Origin of the sequence: Bradyrhizobium tunisiense (genome assembly GCF_042263385.1) — a bacterium.
Classification (GTDB): domain Bacteria; phylum Pseudomonadota; class Alphaproteobacteria; order Rhizobiales; family Xanthobacteraceae; genus Bradyrhizobium; species Bradyrhizobium tunisiense.
On record NZ_JBHLEV010000006.1, the window covers coordinates 176,584 to 203,570 of the forward strand.

Here is a 26,987-nt window from a genome sequence, read left to right on the forward strand (position 1 = left end):
ATCTTTCGTGATTGCGTCAGCTTTGCTCGGTCTTGTTTTTGGCGGCGCGATCCGATGCTGCGGTCTCGCCACCGCCGACACTCATCCGATTGAGGGATAGCCGCATGCCCTGCGTCGGTGCCGGCGCGCGCTTGGAACTGAGCGTGCGCGAGTTCACCCCCATCCAGGAGATCTCGGACGACAAGCGGCCATATTCGATCTTGGGGCAGCGGTTCATCACCACCTTGATACCAACCGATTCCGCCTTCAGCGCGGCCGCTTCATCGCGCGCGCCGAGCTGCATCCAGATCACCTTCGGCAGCGGATCGAGCGTGAGCGCCTCTTCGACCACAGGCATGATGTGGCTCGAGTTGCGAAAGATGTCGATCATGTCGATGGGACGGCCGATGTCTGCGAGCGAGGCGACGAAGGGCTTTCCGAGCAACTCCTTGCCGACATGGCCGGGATTGACCGGGATCATGTCGTAGCCGCGCTGCGCCAGATATTTGAACGCGAAATAGCTCGGCCGCACATTGATCGGCGAGGCGCCGACCATCGCGATCGACTTCACGCTGTTGAGGATGCCGCGGATGTAATTGTCGGGATAGGCGTCGTGGTTCATGTGATCCTTCATTCGTCATTCCGGGCGGCTCGAAGAGCCGACCCGGAATCTCGAGATTCTCAGGTGCGCAATTGCGCACCATAGCTCGATGCTTCGTATCACCCCGGAATGACGGTGCAAGAAGTTGCAGTTACTCGTCCCGCCATGCCGGCGTGCGCTTCTCGATGAACGCGCCGATGCCTTCCTCGGCATCTCGCGCCATCATGTTCTCGGTCATCACTTCGGCCGCATAGCGATAGGCGTCCGCGAGGCTCATCTCGGCCTGGCGATAGAACGCCTCCTTGCCGAGCTTGACGGTGTAGGCAGATTTCAGCGCGACGCGTTGCGCGAGTTCGATCGCGGCACCGAGTTCGGTACCGGCGGGCACCACGTGGTTGACGAGTCCGATCTCGCGGGCGCGCACCGCCGGGATCGGCTCGCCCGTCAGCAGCATCTCCATCGCCTGCTTGCGCGGCACGTTGCGCGACAGCGCCACCATCGGCGTCGAGCAGAACAGGCCGATGTCGACGCCGGGGGTGGCGAAGTGCGCTGCGTCAGAGGCAATGGCGAGATCGCAGCTTGCCACGAGCTGGCAGCCCGCCGCCGTCGCGATGCCCTGGACGGCAGCGACCACCGGCTTTGGCAGATGCACGATCGCCTGCATCATCGCGCTGCAGGCATTCATCATCTCGGCGAAGAACGCACGGCCGCGATCGGGGTCGGTGCGGCGCGCGGTCAGCTCCTTCATGTCGTGGCCGGCGGAGAAGGCGGGGCCGTTGGCCGCGATCACGACGCCGCGGACGGCCTTGTCGTCACGGATCTCGTTAAGCTCGGCATGCAGGCTGGCAATCATCGCTTCCGACAGGCTGTTGCGTGCGGCCGGGCGGTTGAGGGTCAGGACCGCGATGGAGCCTGCGGTCTCGCGCAGCAGGATCGGCGGTTGCGGGGAGGGGGCGCGGGCGGCCTGGCCGGACATCGAGCGTTTCCGTTGGATTATTGCGTTTGGATGACGCAGATAACTTAATGTAACAGGGAACGTGAAGCGAGGGTGGGAACAGCATGGCGTTAGCGAAAATGAGCGTGGCGGAGCTCGAGCAGTTTCTCCGCCATGAGTTTCCCCAGGCCTTCAGCGGCGACGACATCATGATCGAAAGCGCCGACGGCCAGACCTGCCTTTTGCGCCAGCGCTACAGCGAAAGGATGCTGCGGCCGGGCGGAACCGTGTCCGGCCCGACGCTGATGGCGCTCGCCGATTTCGCCATGTACGTGGTGCTCCTGTCGGCGATCGGGCCGATCGGGCTCGCCGTGACCACCAATCTCAACATCAATTTCCTGCGCAAGGGCCAGCCCGGCCAGGACGTGCTGGCCGAGGCGCGGCTGCTCAAGCTCGGCAAGCGGCTGGCGGTCGGGGAAGTGAAGCTGTTGTCCGGCACCTCGCCCGATCCGATCGCCCATGTCACCTCGACCTATTCCATTCCAAATGTTTGAGCTTTTCGCAGGTAATATCGCACCATATTTTTAAGTAGCTGATATTGCAGATATAATTTCCATCTTCGGCCATTGACCGTTGCGCGTCTCTTCTCTAGAACCCGCGCAGTCCGGTGCGGTGTTCGCGCCGATGCTCCCCGTCCACGGAAACTCTGACATGAAAACCTTTTCGGCAAAGCCGGCTGAGGTGACGAAGAAGTGGGTGCTGATCGACGCCAAGGGTCTGGTCGTCGGCCGTCTCGCCACCATCGTCGCCATGCGCCTGCGCGGCAAGCACCTCCCGACCTACACCCCGCACGTTGATTGCGGCGACAACGTCATCATCATCAACGCGCAGCATGCGGTCCTCACCGGTCGCAAGCGCGAGCAGAAGACCTACTACAAGCACACCGGCTATGTCGGCCACGTCAAGGAGCGCACCGCGCGCCAGATCCTCGAGGGCAAGCATCCCGAGCGCGTGCTCGAGAAGGCCGTCGAGCGCATGATCCCGCGTGGCCCGCTCGGTCGCGTGCAGATGGGCAACCTGCGTGTCTACGGCGGCGCCGATCATCCGCACGAGGCTCAGACCCCCGAGAAGATCAACATCGCCAAGTTGAACCGCAAGAACACGAGGGCCGCATAACATGGCCGAATCCATCCAGTCGCTCGACCAGCTCTCGCAGCTCAAAACGGCGGCCGCGCCCGACGCGCCCAAGCACGAGAAGAAGGTCGACAAGTTCAACCGCGCCTATGCCACCGGCAAGCGCAAGGACGCGGTCGCCCGCGTCTGGATCAAGCCGGGCGCTGGCAAGGTCACCGTCAACTCGCGCGAGGTCGAGGTCTATTTCGCCCGTCCCGTGCTGCGCATGATGATCGAGCAGCCGTTCTCCGTGGCCGCGCGTTCCGGCCAATACGACGTGATCTGCACGGTTGCCGGCGGCGGTCTGTCCGGCCAGGCCGGCGCGGTCCGCCACGGCATCTCCAAGGCGCTGACCTATTTCGAGCCGGAGCTGCGAAGCGTGCTCAAGAAGGGCGGCTTCCTGACCCGCGACTCGCGCGTGGTCGAGCGCAAGAAGTACGGCAAGGCCAAGGCCCGCCGGTCCTTCCAGTTCTCGAAGCGTTAATCGCTTCGGTCATATTCGCCGCGAAAGCGGTTCCAATGAGATGCAAAAGGGCGCTGTTTTCGGCGCCCTTTTTGTTGTTCGTTTGTACGCAAATTGATGGAGTGTTTCCCGAAAACTTGGGGCGGCGCAAAAACCTGAATGGAACTCGCAGGACCTAGCGTTGCATTCGGAAGGGCGCGCAAACCGGCCGGGCCGGTCGCGCAACTGCTATGTTCTAAAGGGGGCCGACATGATGTCGCTCGATAGCATCACGCTCTATTTGGTCGCCACCATGGTTGCCGCACTGCTCGGCGCCATGATGGTGTTTTTCGGCACGCAGGAAAACAGTCCTGCGTTGAAATGGTGGGGCACCGCCTATCTACTCGGTGCCGCATCCGTTGCGCTGTGGACCGCGGCCGGCGACAGGCTGGGCCCGCATCTCTATCTCGCGTTAAATGCGGTCGGCTTCGTCGCCTGCGGCATGGTGTGGAATGCGGCGCGCGTCTTCCACGGCCGCAAGCCGAACTGGCCAGGCCTCGTGCTCGGCGCGCTCGCCTGGGTCGCCGCCGTCACGCTGCTCGATCCTGCGGCATCCATGCTGCGCATGATCGCCGGTGCCGGCATCCTCTCGGTCTATGCGGCGCTGACCGCAAGCGAGCTCTGGAACGAGCGGCGCAAGAGCCTGCAGCGACGCTGGCCGGCCTTCGTGGTGCCGGTGGTGCACGGCTGCGTGTTGATGCTGCCGATTTTGATCGGCAGCTTCATGCGCCCGTACGATGCCGGCTTCTCCTCGAGCATCTGGGTCACCGTGTTCGCGGTCGAGCTCGTGCTCTATGCCGTCGGCACCGTGTTCGTGATCTTCATGCTGGTGTCCGAGCGCACCGTCACCGCCCACCGGACCGCAGCATCCACCGATCCCATGACCGGCATGCTCAACCGGCGCGGCTTCTCGGAAGCTTGCAGTCGCGTGATCGAGCGCGAGGCCAAGGCCGGACGTCCCGTGACCGTGATGATCTTCGATATCGACCACTTCAAGTCGATCAACGATCGTTTCGGCCATCCGGCCGGCGACGAGATGCTGAAACTGTTTTCGACCGTCGTCGTCAGCAATTTGCGCATCACCGACCTGTCGGGCCGCATCGGCGGCGAGGAATTCGCAGCGCTGCTGCCGTGTTCGCTGGAGGAGGGCGTGCTGGTCGCCGAGCGCGTGCGCGAAGCGTTCGAGACCTCCGGCGTCGTGGTCGATGAGGGCCCGGTCGACACCACCGTCAGCATCGGCGTCGCCGGCGGTCCGGCCGGCACCGAGCTCGAGGTGCTGCTGGCTTCGGCCGACACCGCGCTCTACCAGGCCAAGCGCGGCGGCCGTAACCGCGTCGAGGCGGCGGAGGAGCTGCCGCTGTCGCTGGAGAATTGGCGCCGCCAGAGCGCGGCGCGGATTGGTGCGCCGCAGGCGCGGCCGGCTACCGCCTAAAGACGCAAGGCGGCATTGCGGTAAATCTTCTGTTTACCATTCGATCCCTACCATTGCGGTCATGGAATCGATCCGTCGACAGAACCCGCAAGCCGCCCTGATGTCGCTCGAAGCCGCTGCAGCGTCGGCGCGCAGCGGTTTCGCCTGTCTGTTCTCGACCGCGGATGAATATGAGAGCGCGCTGATCAGCGAGCGCCGCGCGCAGGGACGCTACGCGCAAAGCCGCCGCAGCCACTGGCCGCTCGTGCTGTTCGTCGGTTGCGCCCTCATCGTGACGGGCACGGTTCTGCTGCTGGTCTGAGTGACCTGCATCAGGAGACCTGCATTTTTTGGCCGACCAAGCCGCCGTTTCGGCGCCTTTTTCTTTTTGGCCGGCTGCGGTAGACACGCCCATCGAACAAAAACGGGTGGAAACCGATGATCACCGAGATCGCGCAAATCGACGTCAAGCCGGGCAGCGAGAAGGACTTCGAGGCCGCCGTCGCCAAGGCCAAGGCCGCTTTCGGCCGCTCGAAGGGGTTTCACGGCTTCGAGTTGCACAAATCGATCGAGAAGCCGCAGCGCTACCGGCTCATGGTGAAATGGGCCACGCTGGAGAACCACACCGTCGATTTCCGCGGCTCGGAGAATTTCACCGAATGGCGCGGTCTCGTCGGCCAGTATTTTGCCTCGCCCCCTGAGGTCGAGCACACCGAGACCGTGCTGACGACCTGATCTGCTTCATGACGTATTACGCCGCCTCGGCCAGGGGCGGCGCCTCCTCATACGTCTTGAAGTGGTCGATCATGACCTTGGCGATGGCGACCAGCGGCAACGCCAGTGCCAGGCCCCAGATTCCGAACACGACGCCGAGCACGATCTGGAACGCGAACAGCGTGGCCGGCGGGATGTCGAGCGCCTGCCGCTGCAGGATCGGCGTCAGCACGTAGCTTTCCATGGCGTGAACGCCCATGAAAAGCAGAAAGGCCGACAGCGCCGGGATCCAGCCCGAAGCGAGGCTTGCCAGCACCACGATCACGCCGGCGATGATGGCCCCGACGGTCGGGATGAAGGCGAGCAGGCCGGCCTGAATCCCCAGGATGAACGCGCCGGGGATGCCGATGAGGGCAAGCCCGATCCAGGTCACGGCGCCGACCGCGAGCATGACGACGATCTGCGCGATCAGCCAGCGCTCCAATGTCTCAGCGATGCGGTCGATGACGAGGGCGACGCGGGTGCGGTGCCTCGCCGGTGCCAGGAACAGCAGGCCGTCGTGATAGACGGCGGGCTGGGCGGCGAAGGCGAAGCCCAGGAACAGCACGATGAAGATGTTGCCGACGCCGTGGATGGTGCCGAGCAGCAGCTTGACGGTCTGGCTCACGATCGCGCCGCCGCTGGAGGCCAGCGCGCCCGCGCCGGGCAAGGGACCGCGCGTGGGCGCTGCCGGCGAGGGCGTCGCCTCCGATGACGCACTGACCGACGAATCCGACGCACCGTTGCCGAGATCGAAGAAGCTGGTGTCGATGCCGTGGCTATCGAGGAAGGACCTGACGTTGACGAGCTGCGACTTGAGGGTCTTGCTCAGCAGCGAAGCCTGCTCGGCGATGGTGGCGCCGCCGAGATAGGCGATGCCGGCGAGCATCAGGGCGAGCGCGGTGCACACGATCGTGAGTCGCACCGCATGCGGCAGCGGCACGCGGCGGCCGAGAGCGATGGTCAGCGCGTTGAGGCCGAGACCGAGCAGCATGCCGGTGAAGATCAGGAGCAAGGTGGCGGCGAAATACCAGGTGAAGAGCAGCATTGCCGTAAACAGCACGACGCCGATGCCCCCGACCGAGATCGCCCAAGCCAGGTCGCCGCGGGTCCGTGAGCGTTCATCTTTCGACATGGTCACATCGGGTCCTTTCAGCGCAGTGCGCGCTGCACTCTCTCGACAAACGCACTTCCGATCAAGACCGCGTCAACGCGCTGGTTTGACGCCGGCGCGCTGACGGTGCAGAGCCATGAGGAAGAACAATGGGGGCGGCTTGAGCTTCATCAGCAAATGGGTCGGTCTGCTCGGGCTCCTGGCCGTGCTCGTGATCGGCGACCAGATCCGCATCAACCGGCCCGGCCACAAATTCCGCCTCACGGTCGAGGTGACGACGCCTGACGGGATCAAGTCCGCGTCCGGCATTCTCGCCGTCGTGCCCGACCGCAACTATAACCGCGGCGGCCGCACCGCCATGCGCGGGGAGGCGGTGTTCGTCGCCCTCGGCCAAGACCTCGGCCAAGGGAGGAATCTGGTGGCCTTGCTGGCGCACCGGCAGGGCGCCAAGCTGGACTTCGACGACATCAACTATGTCGCGCTCCGCGCCTATGGCGCCTCGCGCGGCAACCGCGTCGCGTTCAACGATATCCACCGGCAAACCGGCGTCGTTCCGGTGCAGGGAGATCTCGTTCCCGTGCTCGTGAGCTTTGGCGATCTCAATGATCCCAAGACCGCGCGCCTTGTCGCCGGCGACCATGCGGAGGCGGTGCTGGGCGAGGGCTATGCGATCCGCGGCATCACGGCCGAGGTCGTGCCCAACGGGTTTTGGCCGATTGATTTCGGCGGGGTGCTCGGGGACCCCGTGACGCGCGGAATCAACGAGAAACTGCCCTGGCTGGCCGCGGAGGGCGATCCGGCGGCGACCGCCCTGAAGGCCGCCGGCCTGCCCGTCGAGGGCGAGGCCCGGGAGGCCTTTACGCGAAAATAGCATTGCCGTCCCGCGATCCCTTCTGTTGAATTTGTTCCATCGGAGGGGCATCTTTGGAGAATCTTCTGCGGCGGCGAGGCACGGAACGACAGATGAGAAAGCCGGTCGTCGGCGTGATCGGGAATTCCCATCGCGTCGAAAATCGATTTCAGGTCCAGATGGTCGGCGAGCGAAACCTGCGCGCCGTGGCCGAGGTCTCCGGTGGCTTGCCGCTGATCGTCGCGGCCGCGCCCGATATCACCGATATCGGCGCGCTGCTGGACGTGGTCGATGGGATCGTGCTCACCGGCGCCCGCGCCAACGTCCATCCCACCCGCTTCAACGTCGACCCGTGTGAGCGGCACGAGCCCTACGATATCCACCGCGACGAGGTGGCGCTGGCGCTTTCGGTCGCCTGCGTATCCCGCGGCATTCCGCTGTTCGGCATCTGCCGTGGCCTCCAGGAGATGAACGTCGCCTTCGGCGGCTCGCTTCATCCCGAGATCCGCGAGATTCCCGGCCGCATGAATCATCGCATGCCCCGGCTCGAGAACGGCGAGATCCATCCCGATCCGACCGTCGTGTTCGCCGACCGTCACGACGTCGACCTGACGCCGGGCGGAGCATTCGCGCAGTTGCTCGGCTGCGAGAAGATCCGGGTGAATTCGCTGCACGGGCAGGGCATATTGGAGCCCGGAAAGCGCGTGCTGATCGAGGGCATCGCCGAGGACGGCACCATCGAGGCGATCCGCATCGCGGAAGCCCCGACCTTTGCGCTCGGCGTGCAATGGCACGCCGAATACGATCCCCAGCACAATCCGATCAACCGCAAGCTGTTCGAGGCCTTCGGCGAAGCGCTGGTCGCGCGGCAGAAGGCGGCGGCGTAGGGCACGCTCGGCGCCAATAGCGGACCGCCCTCGAAGGCTCGCAGGAGCGACTGGACATCAACGCGTGAGCTTTGCGACATAGGCGTTGATGGGGGCGGGGTAACCCTTGAGAAGCAAGCTGCGCTGCTCGGCCGCGATGCCGGTCGATGCTTCGTCCCAGACCGCCGGGCTGATGATGATCTCGCCGCCCCTGGCCGCTGCGACCAGCCGTGCGCAGAAGTTCATGGGGTCTCCAAGCGCGGCAAACTGGTAGTTGCCGTCCTCCACGCCGATCGAGCCGACAAACGTCTTGCCCGCATGCACGCCGACGCCAATGGAAAGCCAGGGGCCCGCGGGATCGTCATGTCCGGTCGCGCGCAGAAGCGCGAGCCCGGCGTTGACCGCATGCTGACGATAATCGCGGCCCGAAAAGCCAGGTAGAAAAATTCCGATCACCTCGTCGCCAACCATCTTGTCGACCACGGCGTCGGTCTCGGCGAACACGTCGGTTGCCACGCGGAAAAAACGCTGCATGAGCGCCGCAAACTCGGTTGGGCCCATGCGCGCAGCAAGCTGGGTCGATCCGCGTACGTCGGCATAGAGCATCGCGATCTCGACCTCGGCGCCGCCCCGCTCTTTGGCAAGCACTGTCTCGCACTGCTCGCAGATGTGCGGATTGCGCCGCCACGGCCGAAAGCCCGCAAGCCGCAAGGCTGGCGCGGTGAAGCCATCGAAACCCACGCAACAGAGCCGGCAGCGGTTGTCCGCGGTTGGCGACAGCATGCGCATCACCGTGCGGCCGCGGCGGAGCGTGGGGTGCTCGCCGGACAGCATCTTTTGCCAAAACGCGTTGCGACCCTGCTCGTCCCTGGGGTCAGACATCAAACTTCTCGTTCGATCGCCCGAAGTCAGTCTCTTCCATCCTAGACCGCGGGCTGGAAACCGGCAACGAAACTCGCGCACCATTGGGAATGGGCTCCCGGCTCTGCGGCGCAACGTCGCCGCCTGAAGACTCACGGTTGCCCGCCCTGTCATCGGGCATGTCGCGCCGGCGCTACCGCGTCCACCGCAAGCCCAGCCCGCATCTCGTGACGATCGCGAAGCGCGCTGTTTTGCCCGACGCCTCGCGGGCGGCCGCCATGAGGAGCCATCGCTCTGCGGATGCCGGCGCGGACTTCCATTCGCTGCATTTCCGCCTATGCTCGGGAGCACCGCAGACCCGGGCTCGGGGAGATGACGATGGCTTCTCCAGACAGAGTTGGTGCGATTCTGATCGCCGCTACGGTCCTTCACCTCGCAACGGCCCAGGCGGTGGCACAGACCAAGCCTCCCAATGCTCCAACCAAGGAGCAACTCGCCAACGACAACAAACTCTTCGTCACGCTGGCGAAGAAGGCGCTGAAGTGGGAGGAGCCGACCGAGCCGGTCAGTATCGTCGGTCCAATCCATTTCGTCGGCACCAAGGGCCTCGGCATCTTTCTTCTCACGACCGCCGAGGGCCACATTCTGATGAATACCGGAATGCCTTCGTCGGGGCCCATGATCGTCGATTCCATCCGTAAGCTCGGCTTCAAACCGGAAGACATCAAGCTCATGATCAACGGCCATGCTCACGTGGACCATGCCGGTGCCTTTGCCTGGCTCAAGGAGCGGTTCGCGGCCGAACTTGCCGTCATGAAGGACGACGTCGCGGCGATGGAAAGCGGCGATGCCGACGACTTCAAGTATGGCAATGATCTCACCTATCCGCCCGTCAAGGTCGATCGCATCCTGCGCGATGGCGACACCATCAAGATGGGCGACGTGCTGCTGACCGCTTACCACACGCCGGGCCATACCAGGGGCGCGACGACCTGGATCGCCAACCTCGTCGTCGACGGCAAGCCTTTGATCGTTGCCTTCCCCGACGGCGCCGGCTTCAATCCCGGTTATCGATTGGCGAAAAGTCCATCCTATCCCGGCATTGCCGATGACTACCGCCGGACACACCATGCGCTCGAAATGCTCAGGCCCGACATCTGGCTGGCGCAGCACAATGAATATTACGACCTCGAAGGCAAGCGCGAGCGCGCCAGGACGGAGGGCGTGAAAGCCTGGATCGATCCGGAGGGATATCGCCGCTTCATCGCCGACAAGAAGCGCGCCTTCGAGGACGAGGTCGACGAGGAAATGGGCATTCCAAAGGGAGGCTCCAAATGAGCCGCGTGGCCTGTCTATCGCTGCTGCTAATGCTGGCGGTCCCCGCCGTCGCCGCCGAGATCGGGGACCAAGCGCCCAAGATGGTCAATGTGCACAATTTCGTTCGCGCCGAGACCGATCTCTATTTCCGCAAGGCTGCCGTGGACGACGGCGCCTTCGGCAAGCTCCGGCACCGCCGCGCGGTGGCATCGATCGACAAGCAGGACGTCGTGCGCATGAACCGCGACACGCTCTATTCGTCCGGTGTGTTCGATCTCGACGCCGCGCCGGTCACGATCACGCTGCCGGACGCCGGCAAGCGCTTCATGTCGATGCAGGTGATCTCCCAGGAACATTACACGACGGATGTCGTCTACGGTCCTGGCACGTTCACCTATTCAAAGGACAGGGTGGGAACACGCTACGTCTACGTCATCATTCGCACGCTCGTGGACTCGGCAAGCCCGCAGGACGTGAAGGCTGCGAATGTCATCCAGGATGGCATCAAGGTCGAACAGGCGTCTGCCGGCAAGTTCGAGGTGCCGCGCTGGGACAAGACATCGCAGGATAAGGCGCGCAGCTCCCTCGAAGCGCTCGGCTCGCTGGGCGGCGTTGTCGACCGGTTCGGCAGGAAAGGCGAGGTCGACCCATTCGATCATCTCGTCGGCACCGCGATCGGATGGGGCGGCAACCCACGCAGCGCGGCCGATTATCAGAGCTATCATCCGCCGCAAAACGACGGCAAGGGCGTCTATCGCCTCACCTTGAAGGCCGTGCCGGTCGACGGGTTCTGGTCGGTCAGCCTCTATAACGAGAAAGGATTTTTCCAGAAGAACGCGCTCGACGCGTATTCTCTGAACAACCTCACGGCGACGCCCGACCCGAGCGGCGCCGTCGTGATACAGTTCGGCGGCTGCGGCAAGGCGACGCCGAACTGCCTTCCGATCATGAAAGGCTGGAATTACACGATACGGCTCTATCGTCCGCGGCAGGAAATCCTCGACGGGAGTTGGAAGCCGCCGCCGCCGCAGCGCGCGTCGTAGTTTATCGCTGGCCTTGGCTGGATTTCTTTTCTGCTCCGAAGCGGAACGCGCCTTCCTCGCAGGAGCGAGCGCCTGAATTGCGTTAGGCACGATCCTCAAACGATGCTGCCTCGCAGAGGACATGCCGGATTCGATGGGGCAGTTGTTCGGTCCCATTCGTGGCGGTCTCGGCTATTGCGTGATCATCGTCGGCTTCATCCTCGGTACCATCACAGGCACCTACCTAGGCGCCTGGGGGCCCATCGCTCCTTCAGATCGCACTCTTCGCGGGCTCCGCGTTTGCTCTGTGCGTGAAATCGGCCGGTGGAGTAGACGGTCACCTCGTGCTGTGGCTAAATCCGAGCCCGGAGCAGCATTAGGAGAGCCCGATGCCGTATTTCCCATCTGGACAAGACAGAGACTTCCGCATCTGCAAGGTGCTTGCCGACGTATTTTGCGCAATCTTGCTCGGGACCTTTTCCATCGTGTTCTTCGGCTGGTTCGGCGGCATTGTCGCTTTCGTTTTGCTCGAAGTTTGCCTGATCGGGCTCGACTGGCTCATCCCAAGCGATGACGACGCGGCAGGCGTTGTCCGCTGAGGACATCTTCATCGGCGGAACTTCGCTTCGTTCAATCCTGGGCGCCGGATCATCCCTACGCGCGACCATCCAACGCGTTTCTCAAATTGGAATTGCATCCGATGACGCGCATCATCACCGCCATCGCTCTGCTCCTGCCTGCGTTCTCCGCATCGGCCCAAACCGCGCCGCCGCAGGAGGGGCCGATCACCTGCACGTCGCCGGTGGCGCCTGACGACACCGAGAAGAGCCTGAAACAGCGCTACGGCAAGGACGCCGTGGTGCAGGAGGTGCCTGGCGCCGAGGGCGAACGCTACAAGGGGGTCGTGCTGTTCCCGAAGGCGAGGGACCGTCGCATCGAGATTGCCTTCACCGACGACAAGGCCGGGCGCGCCTCCGGCCTGACCTTGCGCGATGCAGGCAGGCCCAGTCTGTGGAACGTCGCCGGTGTCACGATCGGATCCTCCCTTGCCGACGTGCAGAAGGCCAACGGCAAGCCGTTCCTCGTCAGCGGCTTCGAATGGGACTATGGCGGTTTCGTCACCGACTGGAAGGGCGGGGCGCTCGGACGTCCGATGCAAGGTGGCTGCCGGATGACGATCCGTTTCGGTGGGAAGACCGGCGCGCCGAAAGCGTTGTCCGGTGACGGCGTCAAGGCGGCCTCCGACAACGCGGCGCTGGTGAAATGGGCGCCCGTCGTGACCGAGATCGGCGTCAACTTTCCGGACAAGTGACGATGCCGCGCGTTCGCCATCCTTACGCTGCGCTTGTTGGACAAGAGTGACGACTGCGCCACCCATCCAATGCGCGTCCGAAATCTCGGGTGAAATAAACCAATCGGTAGGAATTGGTCCGTGGCTGTTTTGCGGATCTGATTTGTTCTTTGAGAACGAAGTGGAGTCAGATGCAGAACGAAAGCCGACGTGTCCGAGACGCAAGCGACACGGCCGCCATGCGGACGAAGCGAAGGCGCGCCAGCCAATCGTCCGGCTCGGCTTGATCCAGCTTTTCACCCGCCTTGACGGCAGGTCGGGAGCTTCGATTTCAATATCGCTGAAACGAAAAGGCGCTCCGTTCGGAGCGCCTTTTGCTTGTCGCATGAAGTCCGGGTCGCTTAGTTCGAATAGTACATCTCGAACTCGACCGGGTGCGGGGTCATTTCGAAGCGGGCGACTTCGGTCATCTTCAGCTCGATGTAAGCGTCGATGAAGTCGTCGTCGAACACGCCGCCGGCCTTGAGGAAGCCGCGGTCCTTGTCGAGGTTTTCAAGCGCCTCGCGCAGCGAACCGCAGACGGTCGGGATCTGCTTCAGCTCTTCCTTCGGCAGGTCGTAGAGGTCCTTGTCCATCGCCGGACCCGGATCGATCTTGTTCTTGATGCCGTCGAGGCCGGCCATCAGCATCGCGGCGAAGCCGAGATAGGGATTGGCCATCGGATCGGGGAAGCGCACCTCGACGCGCTTGGCCTTCGGCGAAGCGGTGTAGGGGATGCGGCAGGAGGCCGAGCGGTTGCGCGCGGAGTAGGCGAGCAGCACGGGGGCCTCATAGCCCGGGACCAGACGCTTGTACGAGTTGGTCGACGGGTTGGTGAAGGCGTTGATCGCCTTGGCGTGCTTGATGATGCCGCCGATGTAGTGCAGGCAGGTCTCCGACAGATCGGCGTATTTGTTGCCGGCGAACACCGGCTTGCCGTCCTTCCAGATCGACTGGTGCACGTGCATTCCCGAGCCGTTGTCGCCGTAGATCGGCTTCGGCATGAAGGTGGCGGTCTTGCCGTAGATATGCGCGACCTGGTGGATGCAGTATTTGTAGATCTGCATATGGTCGGCCATCAGCGTCAGCGTGTCGAACTTCATCCCGAGTTCGTGCTGGGCGGAGGCGACCTCGTGATGGTGCTTCTCGACCTTGACGCCCATCTTGGCCATGGCCCCGAGCATCTCGGAGCGCATGTCCTGCACCGAGTCCTGCGGCGGCACGGGGAAGTAGCCGCCCTTGGTGCGGATGCGGTGGCCGAGATTGCCGCCTTCATATTCGGTGTCGGAGTTGGTCGGCAGCTCCGAGGAATCGAGGCGGAAGCCGGTCTTGTAGGGATCGGCGGAATAGCGCACGTCGTCGAACACGAAGAACTCGGCTTCGGGGCCGACGAACACGCTGTCGCCCACGCCCATCGACTTCACCATGGCTTCGGCCTTCTTGGCGATGCCGCGGGGGTCGCGGTTGTAGGGCTCGCCGGTGGTCGGCTCGAGCACGTCGCAGGTGATGACCATGGTGGTCTCGGCGAAGAACGGGTCGATCGTCGCAGTGACCGGGTCGGGCATCAGGCACATGTCGGACTCGTTGATCGCCTTCCAGCCGGCGATCGAGGAGCCGTCGAACATCGTTCCCTCGGCGAAGATGTCGTCATCGATCATGCTGACGTCGAACGTCACATGCTGCCACTTGCCGCGCGGATCGGTGAAGCGCAGGTCGACGTATTTGACGTCGTTGTCCTTGATCGATTTCAGGACGTCTTTGGCGGTCTTCATGCATACCCCTTTTGGCTCTGCGGGTCGGTTTCCAGATGAGCAAAATTATTCTCGCTCGAGCGAGTTTTGCGCGACCGCACAAACGAAATCAGGCCGCCGAAGCAGCCTTATTTCTAGTCGGAGTGTCGCAAAATTCGGGATAGCACCCGGTTCAGATAGCGTCCAGCCCGGATTCGCCGGTTCGGATGCGGATCGCCTCTTCGATGTTGGAGACGAAGATCTTACCGTCGCCGATGCGCCCGGTCTGCGCGGCGCGGCGGATGGCGTCGATGGCGCGCTCGACCAGATCGTCGCCGATCACGATCTCGATCTTCACCTTGGGCAGGAAATCGACGATGTATTCTGCGCCGCGGTACAGCTCGGCGTGCCCCTTCTGCCGGCCAAACCCCTTGGCTTCGGTGACGGTGATGCCCTGAAGGCCGACTTCCTGAAGCGCTTCCTTCACCTCGTCGAGCTTGAATGGCTTGATGATGGCTTCGATTTTCTTCACTGCGCGCCTCCCGGCCTTTCGAACAAAATGCAACGTCTTCGTCAGGATGCGCTTCTCTCAACGCACGATCTTGTCTTCGCTAAGCCGGGATCCCTGACCTGTCCGGCCTACAACGGCCGGCGACACCCTGATAAATGCCAGTGAGCACGACGGACCGAAGCGGCTTCCTCGAAAGCAGGGTCTATGCCAAGTTGCAAATGCCCTGATTATTGAAGCGTTATCAGCCTTTTAACGAGCATCTCTGAGTGTGGCGCCGACCTGCACAAAATACCGAAGACTACGAAATAGGCAAACGGTTCAATATGTGTGCAGATCGTTGTTCCCCGCGTCGGATCGGCACGGAAGATGCCTGTTGAAAAGGCGATTGTACTAGGGAAGTGGCATGGAAGTTCTGACCAACGCCGAAATGCAGCGCGCGGACCAGCTCGCCATCGCGGCCGGCACGCCCGGTTTCAAGCTGATGCTCAGCGCGGGCCAGGCGGTCGCTGATGCTGCCCAGGCGCTGGTGGAGGAGGGGCCGATCCTGATCGTGGCCGGGCCCGGCAACAATGGCGGTGATGGTTTTGTCGCAGCCGCCGAGCTCGCCGCCCAGGGCCGCGAGGTCTCGGTGATCGCGGCGTGCGAACGCGACCAGCTCCAGGGCGATGCGGCCTCCGCCGCGCGCGGCTGGAAGCATCCGCTGCTTCCGTTCAACCCGCAGGCGATCGGACGGCCCGCGCTGATCATCGACGCGCTGTTCGGCGCCGGCCTCAGCCGTCCTGTCGACGGCGAGGCGCGCGCGATGATCGAGGCGATCAACGCCAACGGCGCCCCGGTGCTCGCGATCGACCTGCCGAGCGGCATCAACGGCACCAGCGCGGCGGTGATGGGCGCGGCGGTGAATGCCACCGAGACCGTCACCTTCTTCCGCAAGAAGCCGGCGCATCTGCTGCTGCCGGGCCGGATGCATTGCGGCCGTGTGCGCGTCGCCGACATCGGCATCGACGCGCAGGTGCTGGACGAGATCGCGCCGCAGACTTTCGAGAACGATCCGGATTTCTGGGGTGGCGCTTTTCCGGTGCCGCGCATGGACGGCCACAAATACGCGCGGGGTCATGTGCTGGCGGTCTCGGGCGATGCGACGGCGACCGGCGCGGCGAGGCTGGCAGCGCGCGGCGCGCTGCGGGCAGGGGCGGGCCTGGTGACGCTGGCGAGCCCGCGCGATGCAGTCGCGATCAACGCGGCCGCGCTCACGGCCGTCATGGTTCGTCCCGTCGACACGGCGATCGAGTTCGGCGAGCTGCTCGGCGACAAGCGCTACGGCACCTGCATCATCGGTCCCGGCGCAGGCATCGGTGAGCGCACCCGCGATCTCGTCCACACCGCGTTGAGCGCGCAGCGTCATCTGGTGCTCGATGCCGATGCGCTGACGAGCTTTGCCGCAACCCCCGAGCGCCTGTTCGAATCGATCAAGTCCTCAGGTGACAATGCGGTGGTGCTGACGCCGCACGAAGGCGAGTTTCCGCGCCTGTTCTCCGACCTCAGCAACAAGCATCCGGGCCGCTCCAAGCTGGAGCGCGTGCGCGCCGCCGGCGAGCGCTGCGGCGCCGTCGTGCTGCTGAAGGGGCCCGACACCACCATCGCCGCTCCCGACGGCCGCGCCACCATCGCCGCCAACGCGCCGCCCTGGCTCGCTACCGCCGGCGCAGGCGACGTCCTCTCCGGCATCATCGCAGGACTGCTGGCGCAGGGCGTGCCGGCGTTCGAAGCCGCCAGCATCGGCGTCTGGATGCATGGCGAGGCGGCAAGCGAGGCGGGACCGGGCCTGATCGCGGAAGACCTCACCGAGACGCTGCCGGCCGTGCACCGGCGGATCTATTCTGCGCTGGGGGTAGAGTATTAGTGCTTAGACAGCTCGCGCTCGTGAATATGGGCGCAGCTGCGCGGGTGCATCGGATCGCGTTCGACCGGGCGATGCCGTGGCTCGCCGGGCTGCACACGCCGGACGAGGATCGCTGGTTCTATCGCGAGCGTGTCTCTCCGACGTGCCGGGTGTGGGGATGCTTCGACGATGGCGAACTGAGCGGGATCATCGCGCTCCGCGAGGGCTGCGTCGAGCAGCTCTATGTGCTTCCGACCGCCCAAGGCCGGGGCGTCGGCACCGAGCTCCTCTACGTCGCCAAGGGCGTCTGCGAGCGGTTGGAGCTCTGGACCTTTCAGCGCAACGCAACGGCGCGACGCTTCTACGAGGCGCGCGGGTTCGAACTGGTCGAGCAGACGGACGGGGCGCGGAACGAGGAGCGGGAGCCGGACGTCCGCTACCTCTGGACGCGTGCGCCAGTTGATCTTTGATGGATTGTAGTCTAAAAACTACATGTGGTTGAGCTCAAGCAGACTGAAACGTTTCGGAAGTGGCGATCGCGGCTCCGAGACGAGCGCGCCAAGGCCCTGATCGCCTCGCGACTGGATCGGTTAGCTCAAGGACATGCCGGTGATGTTGAGTCGGTGGGCGACGGAGTAAGCGAGCTGCGTATTCATCACGGCCCCGGCTATCGCATCTATTTCGAGAAGCGGGGCAGCCTCATCATCGTTTTGCTGTGCGGTGGCGACAAGAGCACGCAGGCGAAAGACATCAAGGCGGCCAAGCGCCTGGCCGAGACGTGGAGCGAGTAAGATGGGCGAGAAGCTGACGACCTATGATCCAGCCGAGGACCTTCAGTCCGACGAGGCCATCGCCATCTTCATGGAGGAGGCATTCAAGACCGAGGATGCTGCCTATATCGCGCATGCGCTTGGTGTCGTCGCTCGCGCCAAAGGGATGACGCAGATCGCCAAAGACACGGGCCTGTCGCGTGAGCAACTCTATCGTTCGTTCAGCACCAACGGTAACCCGACGCTCAAGACGACGATCGCGGTGATGAAGGCTCTTGGAATTGAACTCACCGCCAAGCCGCACGCTTAACCGCGCGCCTCACTCCACCGCGTACCATCGCACCAGCCGTGGCGCGGCCCAGTCGGTTGCGACGGATTCGATCAGCCATCGTCCGGGAGAGGTCGGCGCGAACGCGATGCGCTGGGTCTGGCCGGGCTCGATCGCGAGCGTGTCCAGCCAGTAGGGCTTCCAGCCGTCGTCGAGCCTGTCGAGCAGGCGGAAGGGCGGGCCGTGCAGGTGGAAGACGGTGGTTGCGGGGGCAGGGTTCTTCAGGGCCAGCACGACGGTGCGGCCGGGCCGGCAGCGGAAGGCCGGCGTCGAGGCGGTGGAGAAGGCCGCAGGCCGGATCCAGCCGGCGTCGGTTGCGCCAAGCGCGACATCGAACCGCAGGGCGCCTTTCAGGTCGAGTTTTTCGGGCAGGTCGTTCGGCGGGAGCGACTGTGCAGGCGGGGGCGGCGCGCGCCGTTCCAGTGTGCCTGATATCATGAGACGGCCGACCTGGCGCGCCTCCTTGCCGTCATGCAGCAGCAATGCGGCCGATGTGGCCGCATCCACGAAGGCGTCGGCGCGTGCGCCCGGTGCCAGCACCAGGGCGCCGTTTCGGGCTGAGAACGGCTCGGCGGGCTGCCCGTCCAAGGCCATCACGCGGACGTCGTGGCTCTCCAATTTGATTGCGAGGACAGTACGTTGCGAGCCGTTGATAAAGCGCAGCCGCAGCCGCTGATGGCTTGGGGCTGAGAGTTCGAATGAAGTCTGTCCGTTGATCGTGTAGAGCGTCGCCGCGTCGTTCGGGGCCTGGCCCGGTGGGACCGCGGTGCCATCCGGCCGCAGGCGCCATTCCTCGATCAGCAGAACCTCGTCGCGGTCGACGGCAACCGGGCTGGCCTCGGCCGCGATGATCGGACGCGGGCGCGTCGGCTGCTTCAGGTCGTCCTCGAACAGGCGGAAGTCGGCCAGCAAGGTTCCGGCATTGGGAATTGAAATGATTGATGTTTCAACCGCATTTGGCGGCGCAGGGGCGCGGCCCCGGAGCGGGTCGGCCGGGGCTCCCCCGCTGAGGCCGTACCAGACTGGCGCAAGCGGCACAGGCAGGTCGTTCCGAAACACCACTTCGCAACGGTCGCCACGCCTCAGACGGACGTCCCTGAGATGGTTTGCGGCGGCGAGCTCCCAGATGGGGGTCGGCGGCTGCCCCGGCCTCAGAGCCAGCGTTGACGGCCTTGCCTGAAGCGCGAGCTGGGCGGTCACGAGCGGCCCTGCGCCACCCGCCAACAGCCCGGCGGCCGAGGCGCCAAGTCCTGCCGAAAGTCCGGCCAAAAGATCGCGTCGGGTCGGGTCGAAGATCCCAGGTTTCATCGGCCGATCCGGACCACGGCGCGCTGGATAAGTCCAGCCGTCGTGCCTACGTAAAGCCTGCCTCCATCGGGCCATTTTTTTGCTGCGAACAGTCAGGCACATGCTATAAGCCCGGCCGCCCGCGGCATCGCGGCCGGTCTTGATGCAACTTCACGCGGGCGTGGCGGAACTGGTAGACGCGCTGGATTTAGGTTCCAGTGACGAAAGTTGTGGGGGTTCGAGTCCCTCCGCCCGCACCAAGCGCTTATCGCGTTTGCACGGATTACGAGACCTGCTTTCGTGCGGATGTTCGTCCGCCGGGAGCCGGTCCAATGAAGCACCGGCGTTGAGGCGCTTGCCTCGCGCCGGATCGATTGATGACAGCGTCCCGACGCATGCGCGCCGGGGCCGAAGAGAAGAAGATTGGACGCCATGCAGGTCACAGAGACCCTCTCGGAAGGTTTGAAGCACGAGTTCAAAATCAGCGTTCCCGCGTCTGATCTCGACGCCAAGGCCGGTGCCAAGCTCGTTGACCTCAAGGACAAGGTCCGCATCAACGGCTTCCGTCCCGGCAAGGTCCCGGTCGCTCACCTGAAGAAGGTCTACGGCCGTTCGGTGATGGCCGAGACCATCGACCAGACCATCCGCGACACCAACACGCAGCTGTTCTCCGAGCGCGGCTTCCGCCTTGCGACCGAGCCGAAGATCACCATGCCGAGCGAGCAGGCCGAGGTCGAGGAGCTGCTGAGCGGCAAGACCGATCTGACCTACACGGTCGCGATCGAGGTGGTGCCTTCGATTGCGCTCGCCGACTTCAAGACCTTCGAGGTCGAGAAGCCCGTCGCCGACGTCACCGACGCCGACGTCGACGAGGCGATCAAGCGCATCGCCGATACCAACCGCAGCTTTGCCGACAAGGGCGAGGGCGCCAAGGCCGCCTCGGGTGATCGCGTCACCATCAACTTCAAGGGCAGCATCAACGGCGAAGCCTTCGAGGGCGGCACCGGCGAGGGCATCCAGGTCGCCATCGGCTCCAACACCTTCATTCCCGGCTTCGAGGAGCAGCTGATCGGCATCGGCGCCAATGAGACGCGCACGCTGAAAGTGTCGTTCCCGAAGAACTACATGAACGAGAAGCTCGCCGGCCAGCCGGCCGAGTTCGAGACCACCGCGACGCTGATCGAGGCGCCGCAGGACCTCGCGATCGACGACGAGTTCGCCAAGTCGCTCGGCCTCGAATCGCTGGACAAGCTGAAGGAAGCCGCGCGCGAGCGTCTGGTTGCCGAGTTCGCCGGCGCGACGCGCCAGCGCGTCAAGCGCGCGCTGCTCGACCGCCTCGACGAAGCGCACCGCTTCGAGGCGCCCCCCTCGCTGGTCGACGAGGAGTTCAATCTGATGTGGAACTCGGTCAAGGCCGAGATGGATTCCGCCGGTAAGACCTTTGCCGACGAGGACACCACCGAGGATGCTGCCAAGGAAGAGTATCGCAAGATCGCCGACCGCCGCGTGCGGCTCGGCCTCGTGCTCTCCGAGATCGGCGAGAAGAACAAGATCTCCGTGACCGACGACGAGGTCGGCCGCGCCGTGATCGAGCGCGCGCGCTCCATGCCCGGCCGCGAGAAGGAAGTCTGGGACTATTACCGCAGCAACGCCCAGGCGTTGGCCCAGCTTCGCGCACCGATCTATGAGGACAAGGTCGTCGACTTCATCCTCGAACTCGCCAACGTGACCGAGAAGAAGGTCACGCGCGAGGATCTCTACAAGGACGACGAGGCTGAAAAGACCGCCGCCTGAAGGGTTTGAGATAGTCTCCTATTAAGGATGATCGGCAAAGAGGCCCAGCTAGCCAGATGGCCGACTGGGCCTCTTTGTGCGAATCAGCTTCAACTGCCCGACGGATTAAGCCTTAATGCGCTCCGCACTTGTCAGGAGCGAATTGGGCTATATCTGTCGGTAGCCTTTCTGCTTCTTACCCAAGTTCCTGCATCACAGGACGTCCATCCGCCCCGGCAAATCCAGCCAGACTGGCAAGCCTGCCCGGCGGTGTCCGTCTCCGAAAACCCTAGGTGACTCATGCGCGATCCGGTTGAAACCTACATGAACCTCGTGCCCATGGTGGTCGAGCAGACCAACCGTGGCGAGCGCGCCTACGACATCTTCTCGCGCCTGCTGAAGGAGCGCATCATCTTTCTGACCGGGCCGGTCGAGGACGGCATGTCGACGCTGGTCGTCGCTCAGCTCCTGTTCCTCGAGGCGGAAAATCCGAAGAAGGAAATCTCGATGTACATCAACTCGCCGGGCGGCGTGGTGACGTCGGGTCTTGCCATCTACGACACCATGCAGTTCATCCGCCCGCCGGTCTCGACGCTGTGCACGGGGCAGGCCGCCTCGATGGGCTCGCTGCTGCTCTGCGCCGGCGAGAAGGACATGCGCTTCTCGCTGCCGAACGCGCGCATCATGGTGCATCAGCCTTCCGGTGGCTTCCAGGGCCAGGCCACCGACATCATGCTGCACGCCCAGGAAATCCTGAACCTGAAGAAGCGGCTCAACGAAATCTACGTGAAGCACACCGGCCAGACCTACAAGTCGATCGAGGACGCGTTGGAACGCGACAAGTTCCTGACCGCGAACGACGCCAAGGAGTTCGGCCTGGTCGACAGGGTCATCGACAAGCGCGCTGAGGAAGCGGCAGGAACGAAGACCCCGTAGCACCACTGGAACGCGACGCGATCCCTCGGCAGCCGCTTGGGATCGTCTCGCACCATCAGGGTGGCGTTCACGCTATGGACGCGTGTGCGCGTTGCAAAACGCGGTTTTGCGCCCTGCGGCAGGCAGAAAGTTCCGCTTTCGTGCTTGTTTTTCGTGGCAATCCAGCAACGTCGGGGTGATTTCGATCACTTCGCCCGTGCCAAGACCGGAAATCACGGTATTGTCACGGGTAGCCGACGACCCCCGATTAGCGAATTCTTGATAGTCGGGTGACAGCATGGTTGGCTACGATTGATCGGCTATGATCGCGGAGAATCGAGCTGCCGTGATTCGCACGGTGTGTAACGCGTAGGGTCTTTTTTGGTACGGAATTTGCTCTACTTAAGCTTCATGCCGGCCTTCGTGTCGGAATGGAGCGATCGAGCGGAACGGGATCGAACCGCGGACGGAGACATGAATGAGTAAGGTCGGCACGAGCGACTCCAAGAACACGCTATATTGCTCGTTCTGCGGCAAGAGCCAGCACGAAGTCCGCAAACTGATCGCGGGTCCCACGGTCTTCATCTGCGACGAGTGCGTCGAGCTCTGCATGGACATCATCCGCGAGGAGAACAAATCCTCGCTGGTCAAGTCGCGCGACGGCATTCCGACGCCGAAGGAAATCTGCAAGGTCCTGGACGATTACGTGATCGGCCAGAGCCATGCGAAGAAGGTCCTGTCGGTCGCGGTGCACAATCACTACAAGCGCCTCAACCACCAGACCAAGCACAACGACGTCGAGCTCGCGAAGTCGAACATCCTGCTGATCGGTCCGACCGGTTCGGGCAAGACGCTGCTCGCGCAGACGCTCGCCCGGATCCTGGACGTGCCGTTCACGATGGCGGATGCGACGACCCTGACCGAAGCCGGCTATGTCGGCGAGGACGTCGAGAACATCATCCTGAAGCTGCTTCAGGCCGCCGACTACAATGTCGAGCGTGCCCAGCGCGGCATCGTCTACATCGACGAAATCGACAAGATCAGCCGCAAGTCCGACAACCCCTCGATCACGCGCGACGTGTCGGGTGAGGGCGTGCAGCAGGCGCTGCTCAAGATCATGGAAGGCACGGTGGCTTCGGTCCCGCCGCAGGGCGGCCGCAAGCATCCGCAGCAGGAGTTCCTGCAGGTGGACACCACCAACATCCTGTTCATCTGCGGCGGCGCGTTCGCCGGCCTCGAGAAGATCATCTCGGCACGCGGACGGTCGACCTCGATCGGTTTCGCGGCCCAGGTGATGGCGCCGGAAGATCGCCGGACCGGCGAGATCTTCCGTCACGTCGAGCCCGAGGATCTCCTGAAGTACGGCCTCATCCCCGAATTCGTCGGCCGTCTGCCCGTCGTGGCGACGCTCGAGGATCTCGACGAGGCCTCGCTGAAGAAGATCCTCACCGAGCCGAAGAACGCGCTGGTGAAGCAGTACCAGCGGCTGTTCGAGATGGAGAACATCGAGCTGACCTTCGCCGACGAGGCGCTTGGCGCGGTTGCCCGCAAGGCGATCGAGCGCAAGACCGGCGCGCGCGGCCTGCGGTCGATCCTCGAGGCGATCCTGCTCGAGACCATGTTCGACCTGCCGGGCCTGGAAGGTGTGGAAGAAGTCGTGATCTCCCGCGAAGTCGTGGAAGGAACGGCGCGTCCGCTCTACATCTACGCCGATCGGTCCGATCGCGCCGTCGAGAACGCCAGCGCCTGATCTGGCGGCCGGAACGCTGCAATTGTATCCCCAAGTCGGGCTGCGGAAGTGTATCTCCGCAGCCGGTGTTGCGTCGCTTACCGCGTTGCGTAAGCGCCTGATGGCGCGTGTTTTTCGATGACTTGACACCCCCCGGGTCGATAGCCACCTAATGTCGGCGGCGAGCGAAAATTCTCTTCCAGATTCGCCTCAGTTCCGATCCGGCGAGCCGGTCCAACTCGTAGAGGACCGACCGGCCTTGCGGATCAATTCGGCACCTTGTGGCGGTTGCGCATGATCAGCGGGCTGCGTGCGAGGGGGTAAAGCAAAAGGAAAAGGCCATGACTAATCCAAAACCCCGGCCAACCATCGTTCATGGCGAAACGCACGCCTATCCCGTGCTGCCGCTGCGCGACATCGTCGTGTTCCCGCACATGATCGTTCCGCTCTTCGTCGGCCGCGAGAAGTCGATCCGCGCGCTCGAAGAGGTGATGAAGAACGATGCGCTGATCATGCTCGCGACGCAGAAGAACGCGTCCGACGATGATCCGGCGCCCGATGCCATTTACGAGACCGGTACGCTCGCCAGCGTGCTGCAGCTCTTGAAGCTTCCCGACGGCACCGTGAAGGTGCTGGTCGAAGGGCTCGAGCGTGCGCGCGTTCAGAAGTACACCGATCGCGCCGACTATTACGAAGCCACCGCCATTGCACTCGCCGACACCGATGCGAAGTCGGTCGAGGCCGAAGCGATGGCACGCTCGGTCGTGTCCGACTTCGAGAGCTATGTGAAGCTCAACAAGAAGATCTCGGCCGAGGTCGTCGGCGTCGTTCAGGCGATCACCGATTTCGCCAAGCTCGCCGACACCGTTGCCTCGCATCTCGCCGTCAAGATCGCCGACCGCCAGGGCATCCTGGAGACGCTGTCGGTCACCACGCGCCTGGAGAAGGTGCTGGGCCTGATGGAGAGCGAGATCTCGGTGCTGCAGGTCGAGAAGCGGATCCGCTCGCGCGTCAAGCGCCAGATGGAGAAGACCCAGCGCGAGTATTATCTCAACGAGCAGATGAAGGCGATCCAGAAGGAGCTCGGCGACGACGACGGTCGCGACGAGCTCGCCGATCTCGAAGAGAAAATCTCCAAGACCAAGCTTTCCAAGGAAGCGCGCGAGAAGGCGCAGCATGAATTGAAGAAGCTGCGCCAGATGTCGCCGATGTCCGCGGAAGCGACCGTCGTGCGCAACTATCTGGATTGGCTGCTGTCGATCCCGTGGAACAAGAAGTCCAAAGTGAAGAAGGACCTGGAGCAGGCGCAAGCCATCCTGGACTCCGATCACTACGGGCTGGAGAAGGTCAAGGAGCGCATCGTCGAGTATCTCGCCGTGCAGTCGCGTGCCAACAAGCTGACCGGACCGATCCTGTGCCTCGTCGGGCCGCCCGGCGTCGGCAAGACCTCGCTCGGCAAGTCGATCGCGAAGGCGACGGGGCGCGAATTCGTGCGCGTCTCGCTCGGCGGTGTGCGCGACGAGGCCGAGATCCGCGGTCACCGCCGCACCTATATCGGCTCGATGCCCGGCAAGATCATCCAGTCGATGCGCAAGGCCAAGTCGTCCAATCCGCTGTTCCTGCTGGACGAGATCGACAAGATGGGCGCCGATTTCCGCGGCGATCCGTCCTCCGCCTTGCTCGAGGTTCTCGACCCCGAGCAGAACGGGACGTTCAACGACCACTATCTCGAGGTCGACTACGATCTGTCCAACGTGATGTTCATCACCACCGCGAATACGCTCAATATTCCGGGCCCCCTGATGGACCGCATGGAGATCATCCGGATCGCGGGCTACACCGAGAACGAGAAGGTCGAGATCTCGCGCAAGCATCTGATCCCGAACGCGGTGTCCAAGCACGGTCTGGATTCCAAGGAGTTCGCGATCGACGACGACGCACTGCTGCTTCTGATCCGCCGCTACACCCGCGAAGCGGGCGTGCGTAACCTGGAGCGTGAGCTTTCGACACTCGCCCGCAAGGCGGTGAAGGAGCTGATGATCTCCAAGAAGAAGGCGGTCAAGGTCACCGAGAAGACTCTGGAAGAGCTGCTCGGCGTGCCGAAGTACCGCTTCGGCGAGATCGAGAGCGAGCCGCAGGTTGGCATCGTCACCGGCCTTGCCTGGACCGATGTCGGCGGCGAGCTGCTGACCATCGAAGGCGTCATGATGCCCGGCAAGGGCAAGATGACGGTCACGGGCAATCTGCGTGACGTGATGAAGGAGTCGATCTCGGCGGCGGCGTCCTATGTCCGCTCGCGCGCGATCAACTATGGCATCGAGCCGCCGATGTTCGATCGACGCGACATCCACGTGCACGTGCCGGAAGGCGCGACGCCGAAGGACGGTCCGTCCGCGGGTGTCGCCATGGCCACCGCGATCATCTCGGTCATGACCGGCATCCCGGTCCGCCACGATGTCGCGATGACCGGCGAGATCACGCTGCGCGGCCGCGTGCTGCCGATCGGCGGCCTGAAGGAGAAGCTGCTGGCTGCGGCCCGCGGCGGCATCAAGACGGTGCTGATCCCCGAGGACAACGCGAAGGATCTCACGGAGATTTCCGATGCGATCAAGGGCGGCATGGAGATCATCCCGGTCTCGCGCCTCGACGACGTCGTCGCCAAGGCGCTGGTGAAGAAGCCCGTGCCGATCGTCTGGGAAGAGGACACCAAGGTGACGGTGAAGCCGGACGGCGATGAAGCCGCCGGCGGCCTGACCGCTCACTGAGATCGCAGCTCGGAATGATGATAAAACGGCGCCTTCGGGCGCCGTTTTTTTATGGGGGCAGGGAGACGAGGGCGATGCAGGTCGACGGGCGATGCCATTGCGGGACAATCACCTTCGAGGCCGAGGTCGATCCGGAGGCGGTTTCGGTCTGCCACTGCACCGACTGCCAGGCGCTGACCGGCTCGCCGTTCCGGGTGACGGCCGTCTGCACCAGGGACGACGTCCGCCTGACCGGCGGCACGCCAAGAATCTACGGCAAACGCGGTGACAACGGCCGGATGCGCTTCCAGCACTTCTGCGCGGACTGCGGTTCCCCGCTGTTCACCAGCGGCGAGGGCGATCAGGCGGACGATTGGGGGATCCGCTGGGGCTCGATCCGCCAGCGCGACAAGCTGCGGCCGGTGAGGCAGATCTGGTGCCAGTCCGCAGCAGTGTGGATCGATGCCGTGCCGCTGCTGCCAGGAAGGCCGGGGGATTGAGGTGGGCTTGTCGAGCCAGGCTCGCGGCGGCAGCAGCCCGCCTACGCCCGTTGGGCTTCGGCGCGGCAGCCTTCGCTTGCTTCGCGCTCATGACCTTGCGGTGCT

The 26,987-nt window shown here is 63.8% G+C and carries 28 protein-coding genes, 1 tRNA gene and 1 pseudogene; 23 read left to right on the top strand and 7 right to left on the bottom strand.

The window, feature by feature from the left end:
- Positions 1–16: 16 nt before the first annotated feature.
- Both ACFDR6_RS25465 and ACFDR6_RS25470 read right to left on the bottom strand, forming a co-directional pair.
- Positions 17–601, bottom strand: a complete 585-nt coding sequence (locus ACFDR6_RS25465) for a CoA-binding protein (RefSeq protein WP_375860022.1) — start codon at positions 599–601, stop codon at positions 17–19.
- Between the two features lie 130 nt (positions 602–731).
- A complete protein-coding gene (locus tag ACFDR6_RS25470; protein WP_317243821.1) occupies positions 732–1,556 on the bottom strand; it encodes an enoyl-CoA hydratase in 825 nt (274 codons plus the stop codon).
- An 83-nt stretch (positions 1,557–1,639) separates the two neighbouring features.
- Here ACFDR6_RS25470 and ACFDR6_RS25475 point away from each other — a divergent pair, with 83 nt between their 5' ends.
- The 6 genes from ACFDR6_RS25475 (at position 1,640) to ACFDR6_RS25500 (ending at position 5,335) form a co-directional block, all read left to right on the top strand.
- Positions 1,640–2,068, top strand: a complete 429-nt coding sequence (locus ACFDR6_RS25475) for a PaaI family thioesterase (RefSeq protein ID WP_212089817.1) — start codon at positions 1,640–1,642, stop codon at positions 2,066–2,068.
- A gap of 157 nt (positions 2,069–2,225) precedes the next feature.
- A complete protein-coding gene (gene rplM, locus ACFDR6_RS25480; protein WP_375859916.1) occupies positions 2,226–2,690 on the top strand; it encodes a 50S ribosomal protein L13 in 465 nt (154 codons plus the stop codon).
- Position 2,691: 1 nt separating this feature from the next.
- Positions 2,692–3,171, top strand: coding sequence for a 30S ribosomal protein S9 (gene rpsI, locus ACFDR6_RS25485; RefSeq protein ID WP_008547917.1), 480 nt, complete (start codon positions 2,692–2,694; stop codon positions 3,169–3,171).
- 229 nt (positions 3,172–3,400) lie between these two features.
- Positions 3,401–4,621 (top strand): GGDEF domain-containing protein, encoded by a 1,221-nt coding sequence (locus ACFDR6_RS25490; protein WP_375859917.1) that lies wholly within the window; start codon positions 3,401–3,403, stop codon positions 4,619–4,621.
- A gap of 61 nt (positions 4,622–4,682) precedes the next feature.
- Entirely contained in the window at positions 4,683–4,922 is a 240-nt protein-coding gene (locus tag ACFDR6_RS25495; RefSeq protein WP_212089821.1) for a hypothetical protein, read from the top strand.
- A gap of 116 nt (positions 4,923–5,038) precedes the next feature.
- Entirely contained in the window at positions 5,039–5,335 is a 297-nt protein-coding gene (locus ACFDR6_RS25500; RefSeq protein WP_035673823.1) for an antibiotic biosynthesis monooxygenase family protein, read from the top strand.
- Between the two features lie 16 nt (positions 5,336–5,351).
- Here ACFDR6_RS25500 and ACFDR6_RS25505 read toward each other — a convergent pair whose 3' ends face one another.
- A complete protein-coding gene (locus tag ACFDR6_RS25505) occupies positions 5,352–6,494 on the bottom strand; it encodes an AI-2E family transporter (protein ID WP_375859918.1) in 1,143 nt (380 codons plus the stop codon).
- 109 nt (positions 6,495–6,603) lie between these two features.
- Here ACFDR6_RS25505 and ACFDR6_RS25510 point away from each other — a divergent pair, with 109 nt between their 5' ends.
- Both ACFDR6_RS25510 and ACFDR6_RS25515 read left to right on the top strand, forming a co-directional pair.
- Positions 6,604–7,338, top strand: a complete 735-nt coding sequence (locus tag ACFDR6_RS25510) for a hypothetical protein (RefSeq protein ID WP_375859920.1) — start codon at positions 6,604–6,606, stop codon at positions 7,336–7,338.
- A gap of 92 nt (positions 7,339–7,430) precedes the next feature.
- The gene (locus tag ACFDR6_RS25515) at positions 7,431–8,204 is read left to right on the top strand and encodes a gamma-glutamyl-gamma-aminobutyrate hydrolase family protein (protein ID WP_212089823.1); all 774 of its coding nucleotides are present in this window, start codon (positions 7,431–7,433) and stop codon (positions 8,202–8,204) included.
- 57 nt (positions 8,205–8,261) lie between these two features.
- Here ACFDR6_RS25515 and ACFDR6_RS25520 read toward each other — a convergent pair whose 3' ends face one another.
- The gene (locus ACFDR6_RS25520) at positions 8,262–9,065 is read right to left on the bottom strand and encodes an adenylate/guanylate cyclase domain-containing protein (RefSeq protein WP_375859921.1); all 804 of its coding nucleotides are present in this window, start codon (positions 9,063–9,065) and stop codon (positions 8,262–8,264) included.
- A gap of 357 nt (positions 9,066–9,422) precedes the next feature.
- Between ACFDR6_RS25520 and bla the strand changes: the two genes are divergently transcribed.
- The 5 genes and pseudogenes from bla to ACFDR6_RS25545 all read left to right on the top strand — a co-directional run bounded on the left by bla (position 9,423) and on the right by ACFDR6_RS25545 (position 12,695).
- Positions 9,423–10,382 carry a subclass B3 metallo-beta-lactamase gene (bla, locus tag ACFDR6_RS25525; protein WP_375859922.1) on the top strand — a complete coding sequence of 320 codons (960 nt, stop codon included), beginning with the start codon at positions 9,423–9,425 and terminating at the stop codon, positions 10,380–10,382.
- Positions 10,379–11,404 carry a DUF1254 domain-containing protein gene (locus ACFDR6_RS25530; RefSeq protein ID WP_375859924.1) on the top strand — a complete coding sequence of 342 codons (1,026 nt, stop codon included), beginning with the start codon at positions 10,379–10,381 and terminating at the stop codon, positions 11,402–11,404. Before bla ends, ACFDR6_RS25530 begins: the two co-directional genes overlap by 4 nt.
- Before the next feature lie 82 nt (positions 11,405–11,486).
- Positions 11,487–11,624, top strand: a pseudogene (locus ACFDR6_RS25535) (TRAP transporter large permease subunit); the annotation flags it as partial.
- Between the two features lie 148 nt (positions 11,625–11,772).
- Positions 11,773–11,982: a hypothetical protein gene (locus ACFDR6_RS25540; RefSeq protein ID WP_212090459.1), complete on the top strand. Its 210-nt coding sequence runs from the start codon at positions 11,773–11,775 to the stop codon at positions 11,980–11,982.
- A gap of 101 nt (positions 11,983–12,083) precedes the next feature.
- Positions 12,084–12,695, top strand: coding sequence for a hypothetical protein (locus ACFDR6_RS25545; RefSeq protein ID WP_375859926.1), 612 nt, complete (start codon positions 12,084–12,086; stop codon positions 12,693–12,695).
- 380 nt (positions 12,696–13,075) lie between these two features.
- Here ACFDR6_RS25545 and glnA read toward each other — a convergent pair whose 3' ends face one another.
- Together glnA and ACFDR6_RS25555 are read right to left on the bottom strand one after the other, a co-directional pair.
- Positions 13,076–14,485 (bottom strand): type I glutamate--ammonia ligase, encoded by a 1,410-nt coding sequence (gene glnA, locus ACFDR6_RS25550; RefSeq protein WP_212089827.1) that lies wholly within the window; start codon positions 14,483–14,485, stop codon positions 13,076–13,078.
- Between the two features lie 151 nt (positions 14,486–14,636).
- Entirely contained in the window at positions 14,637–14,975 is a 339-nt protein-coding gene (locus tag ACFDR6_RS25555; RefSeq protein ID WP_007603495.1) for a P-II family nitrogen regulator, read from the bottom strand.
- A gap of 382 nt (positions 14,976–15,357) precedes the next feature.
- On the opposite strand from ACFDR6_RS25555, the gene ACFDR6_RS25560 reads away from it, so the two are divergent.
- From ACFDR6_RS25560 to ACFDR6_RS25575, 4 genes are read left to right on the top strand one after another with little or no spacing between them, the layout of a single operon-like run.
- Positions 15,358–16,857 carry an NAD(P)H-hydrate dehydratase gene (locus ACFDR6_RS25560; RefSeq protein WP_375859928.1) on the top strand — a complete coding sequence of 500 codons (1,500 nt, stop codon included), beginning with the start codon at positions 15,358–15,360 and terminating at the stop codon, positions 16,855–16,857.
- Complete coding sequence (locus ACFDR6_RS25565; protein ID WP_375859929.1) at positions 16,857–17,306, top strand: GNAT family N-acetyltransferase; 450 nt, start codon at positions 16,857–16,859, stop codon at positions 17,304–17,306. Before ACFDR6_RS25560 ends, ACFDR6_RS25565 begins: the two co-directional genes overlap by 1 nt.
- 24 nt (positions 17,307–17,330) lie before the next feature.
- Entirely contained in the window at positions 17,331–17,627 is a 297-nt protein-coding gene (locus ACFDR6_RS25570) for a type II toxin-antitoxin system RelE/ParE family toxin (RefSeq protein WP_317243831.1), read from the top strand.
- Between the two features lies 1 nt (position 17,628).
- The gene (locus ACFDR6_RS25575) at positions 17,629–17,916 is read left to right on the top strand and encodes an addiction module antidote protein (RefSeq protein WP_212089833.1); all 288 of its coding nucleotides are present in this window, start codon (positions 17,629–17,631) and stop codon (positions 17,914–17,916) included.
- Between the two features lie 9 nt (positions 17,917–17,925).
- On the opposite strand, the gene ACFDR6_RS25580 is transcribed toward ACFDR6_RS25575, so the two are convergent.
- Positions 17,926–19,242, bottom strand: coding sequence for a multicopper oxidase domain-containing protein (locus tag ACFDR6_RS25580; RefSeq protein WP_375859931.1), 1,317 nt, complete (start codon positions 19,240–19,242; stop codon positions 17,926–17,928).
- A 154-nt stretch (positions 19,243–19,396) separates the two neighbouring features.
- Here ACFDR6_RS25580 and ACFDR6_RS25585 point away from each other — a divergent pair.
- The 6 genes from ACFDR6_RS25585 to ACFDR6_RS25610 all read left to right on the top strand — a co-directional run bounded on the left by ACFDR6_RS25585 (position 19,397) and on the right by ACFDR6_RS25610 (position 26,882).
- Positions 19,397–19,481, top strand: a tRNA-Leu gene (locus tag ACFDR6_RS25585).
- Between the two features lie 172 nt (positions 19,482–19,653).
- Positions 19,654–21,015: a trigger factor gene (tig, locus tag ACFDR6_RS25590; RefSeq protein ID WP_375859933.1), complete on the top strand. Its 1,362-nt coding sequence runs from the start codon at positions 19,654–19,656 to the stop codon at positions 21,013–21,015.
- 279 nt (positions 21,016–21,294) lie between these two features.
- Positions 21,295–21,930 (top strand): ATP-dependent Clp protease proteolytic subunit, encoded by a 636-nt coding sequence (locus tag ACFDR6_RS25595; RefSeq protein WP_212089845.1) that lies wholly within the window; start codon positions 21,295–21,297, stop codon positions 21,928–21,930.
- A gap of 457 nt (positions 21,931–22,387) precedes the next feature.
- Positions 22,388–23,659, top strand: coding sequence for an ATP-dependent Clp protease ATP-binding subunit ClpX (gene clpX, locus ACFDR6_RS25600; protein ID WP_091965274.1), 1,272 nt, complete (start codon positions 22,388–22,390; stop codon positions 23,657–23,659).
- 320 nt (positions 23,660–23,979) lie between these two features.
- Positions 23,980–26,403 carry an endopeptidase La gene (gene lon / locus ACFDR6_RS25605; protein ID WP_375859934.1) on the top strand — a complete coding sequence of 808 codons (2,424 nt, stop codon included), beginning with the start codon at positions 23,980–23,982 and terminating at the stop codon, positions 26,401–26,403.
- A 74-nt stretch (positions 26,404–26,477) separates the two neighbouring features.
- Positions 26,478–26,882: a GFA family protein gene (locus ACFDR6_RS25610; RefSeq protein WP_317243834.1), complete on the top strand. Its 405-nt coding sequence runs from the start codon at positions 26,478–26,480 to the stop codon at positions 26,880–26,882.
- Positions 26,883–26,987 lie beyond the last annotated feature (105 nt).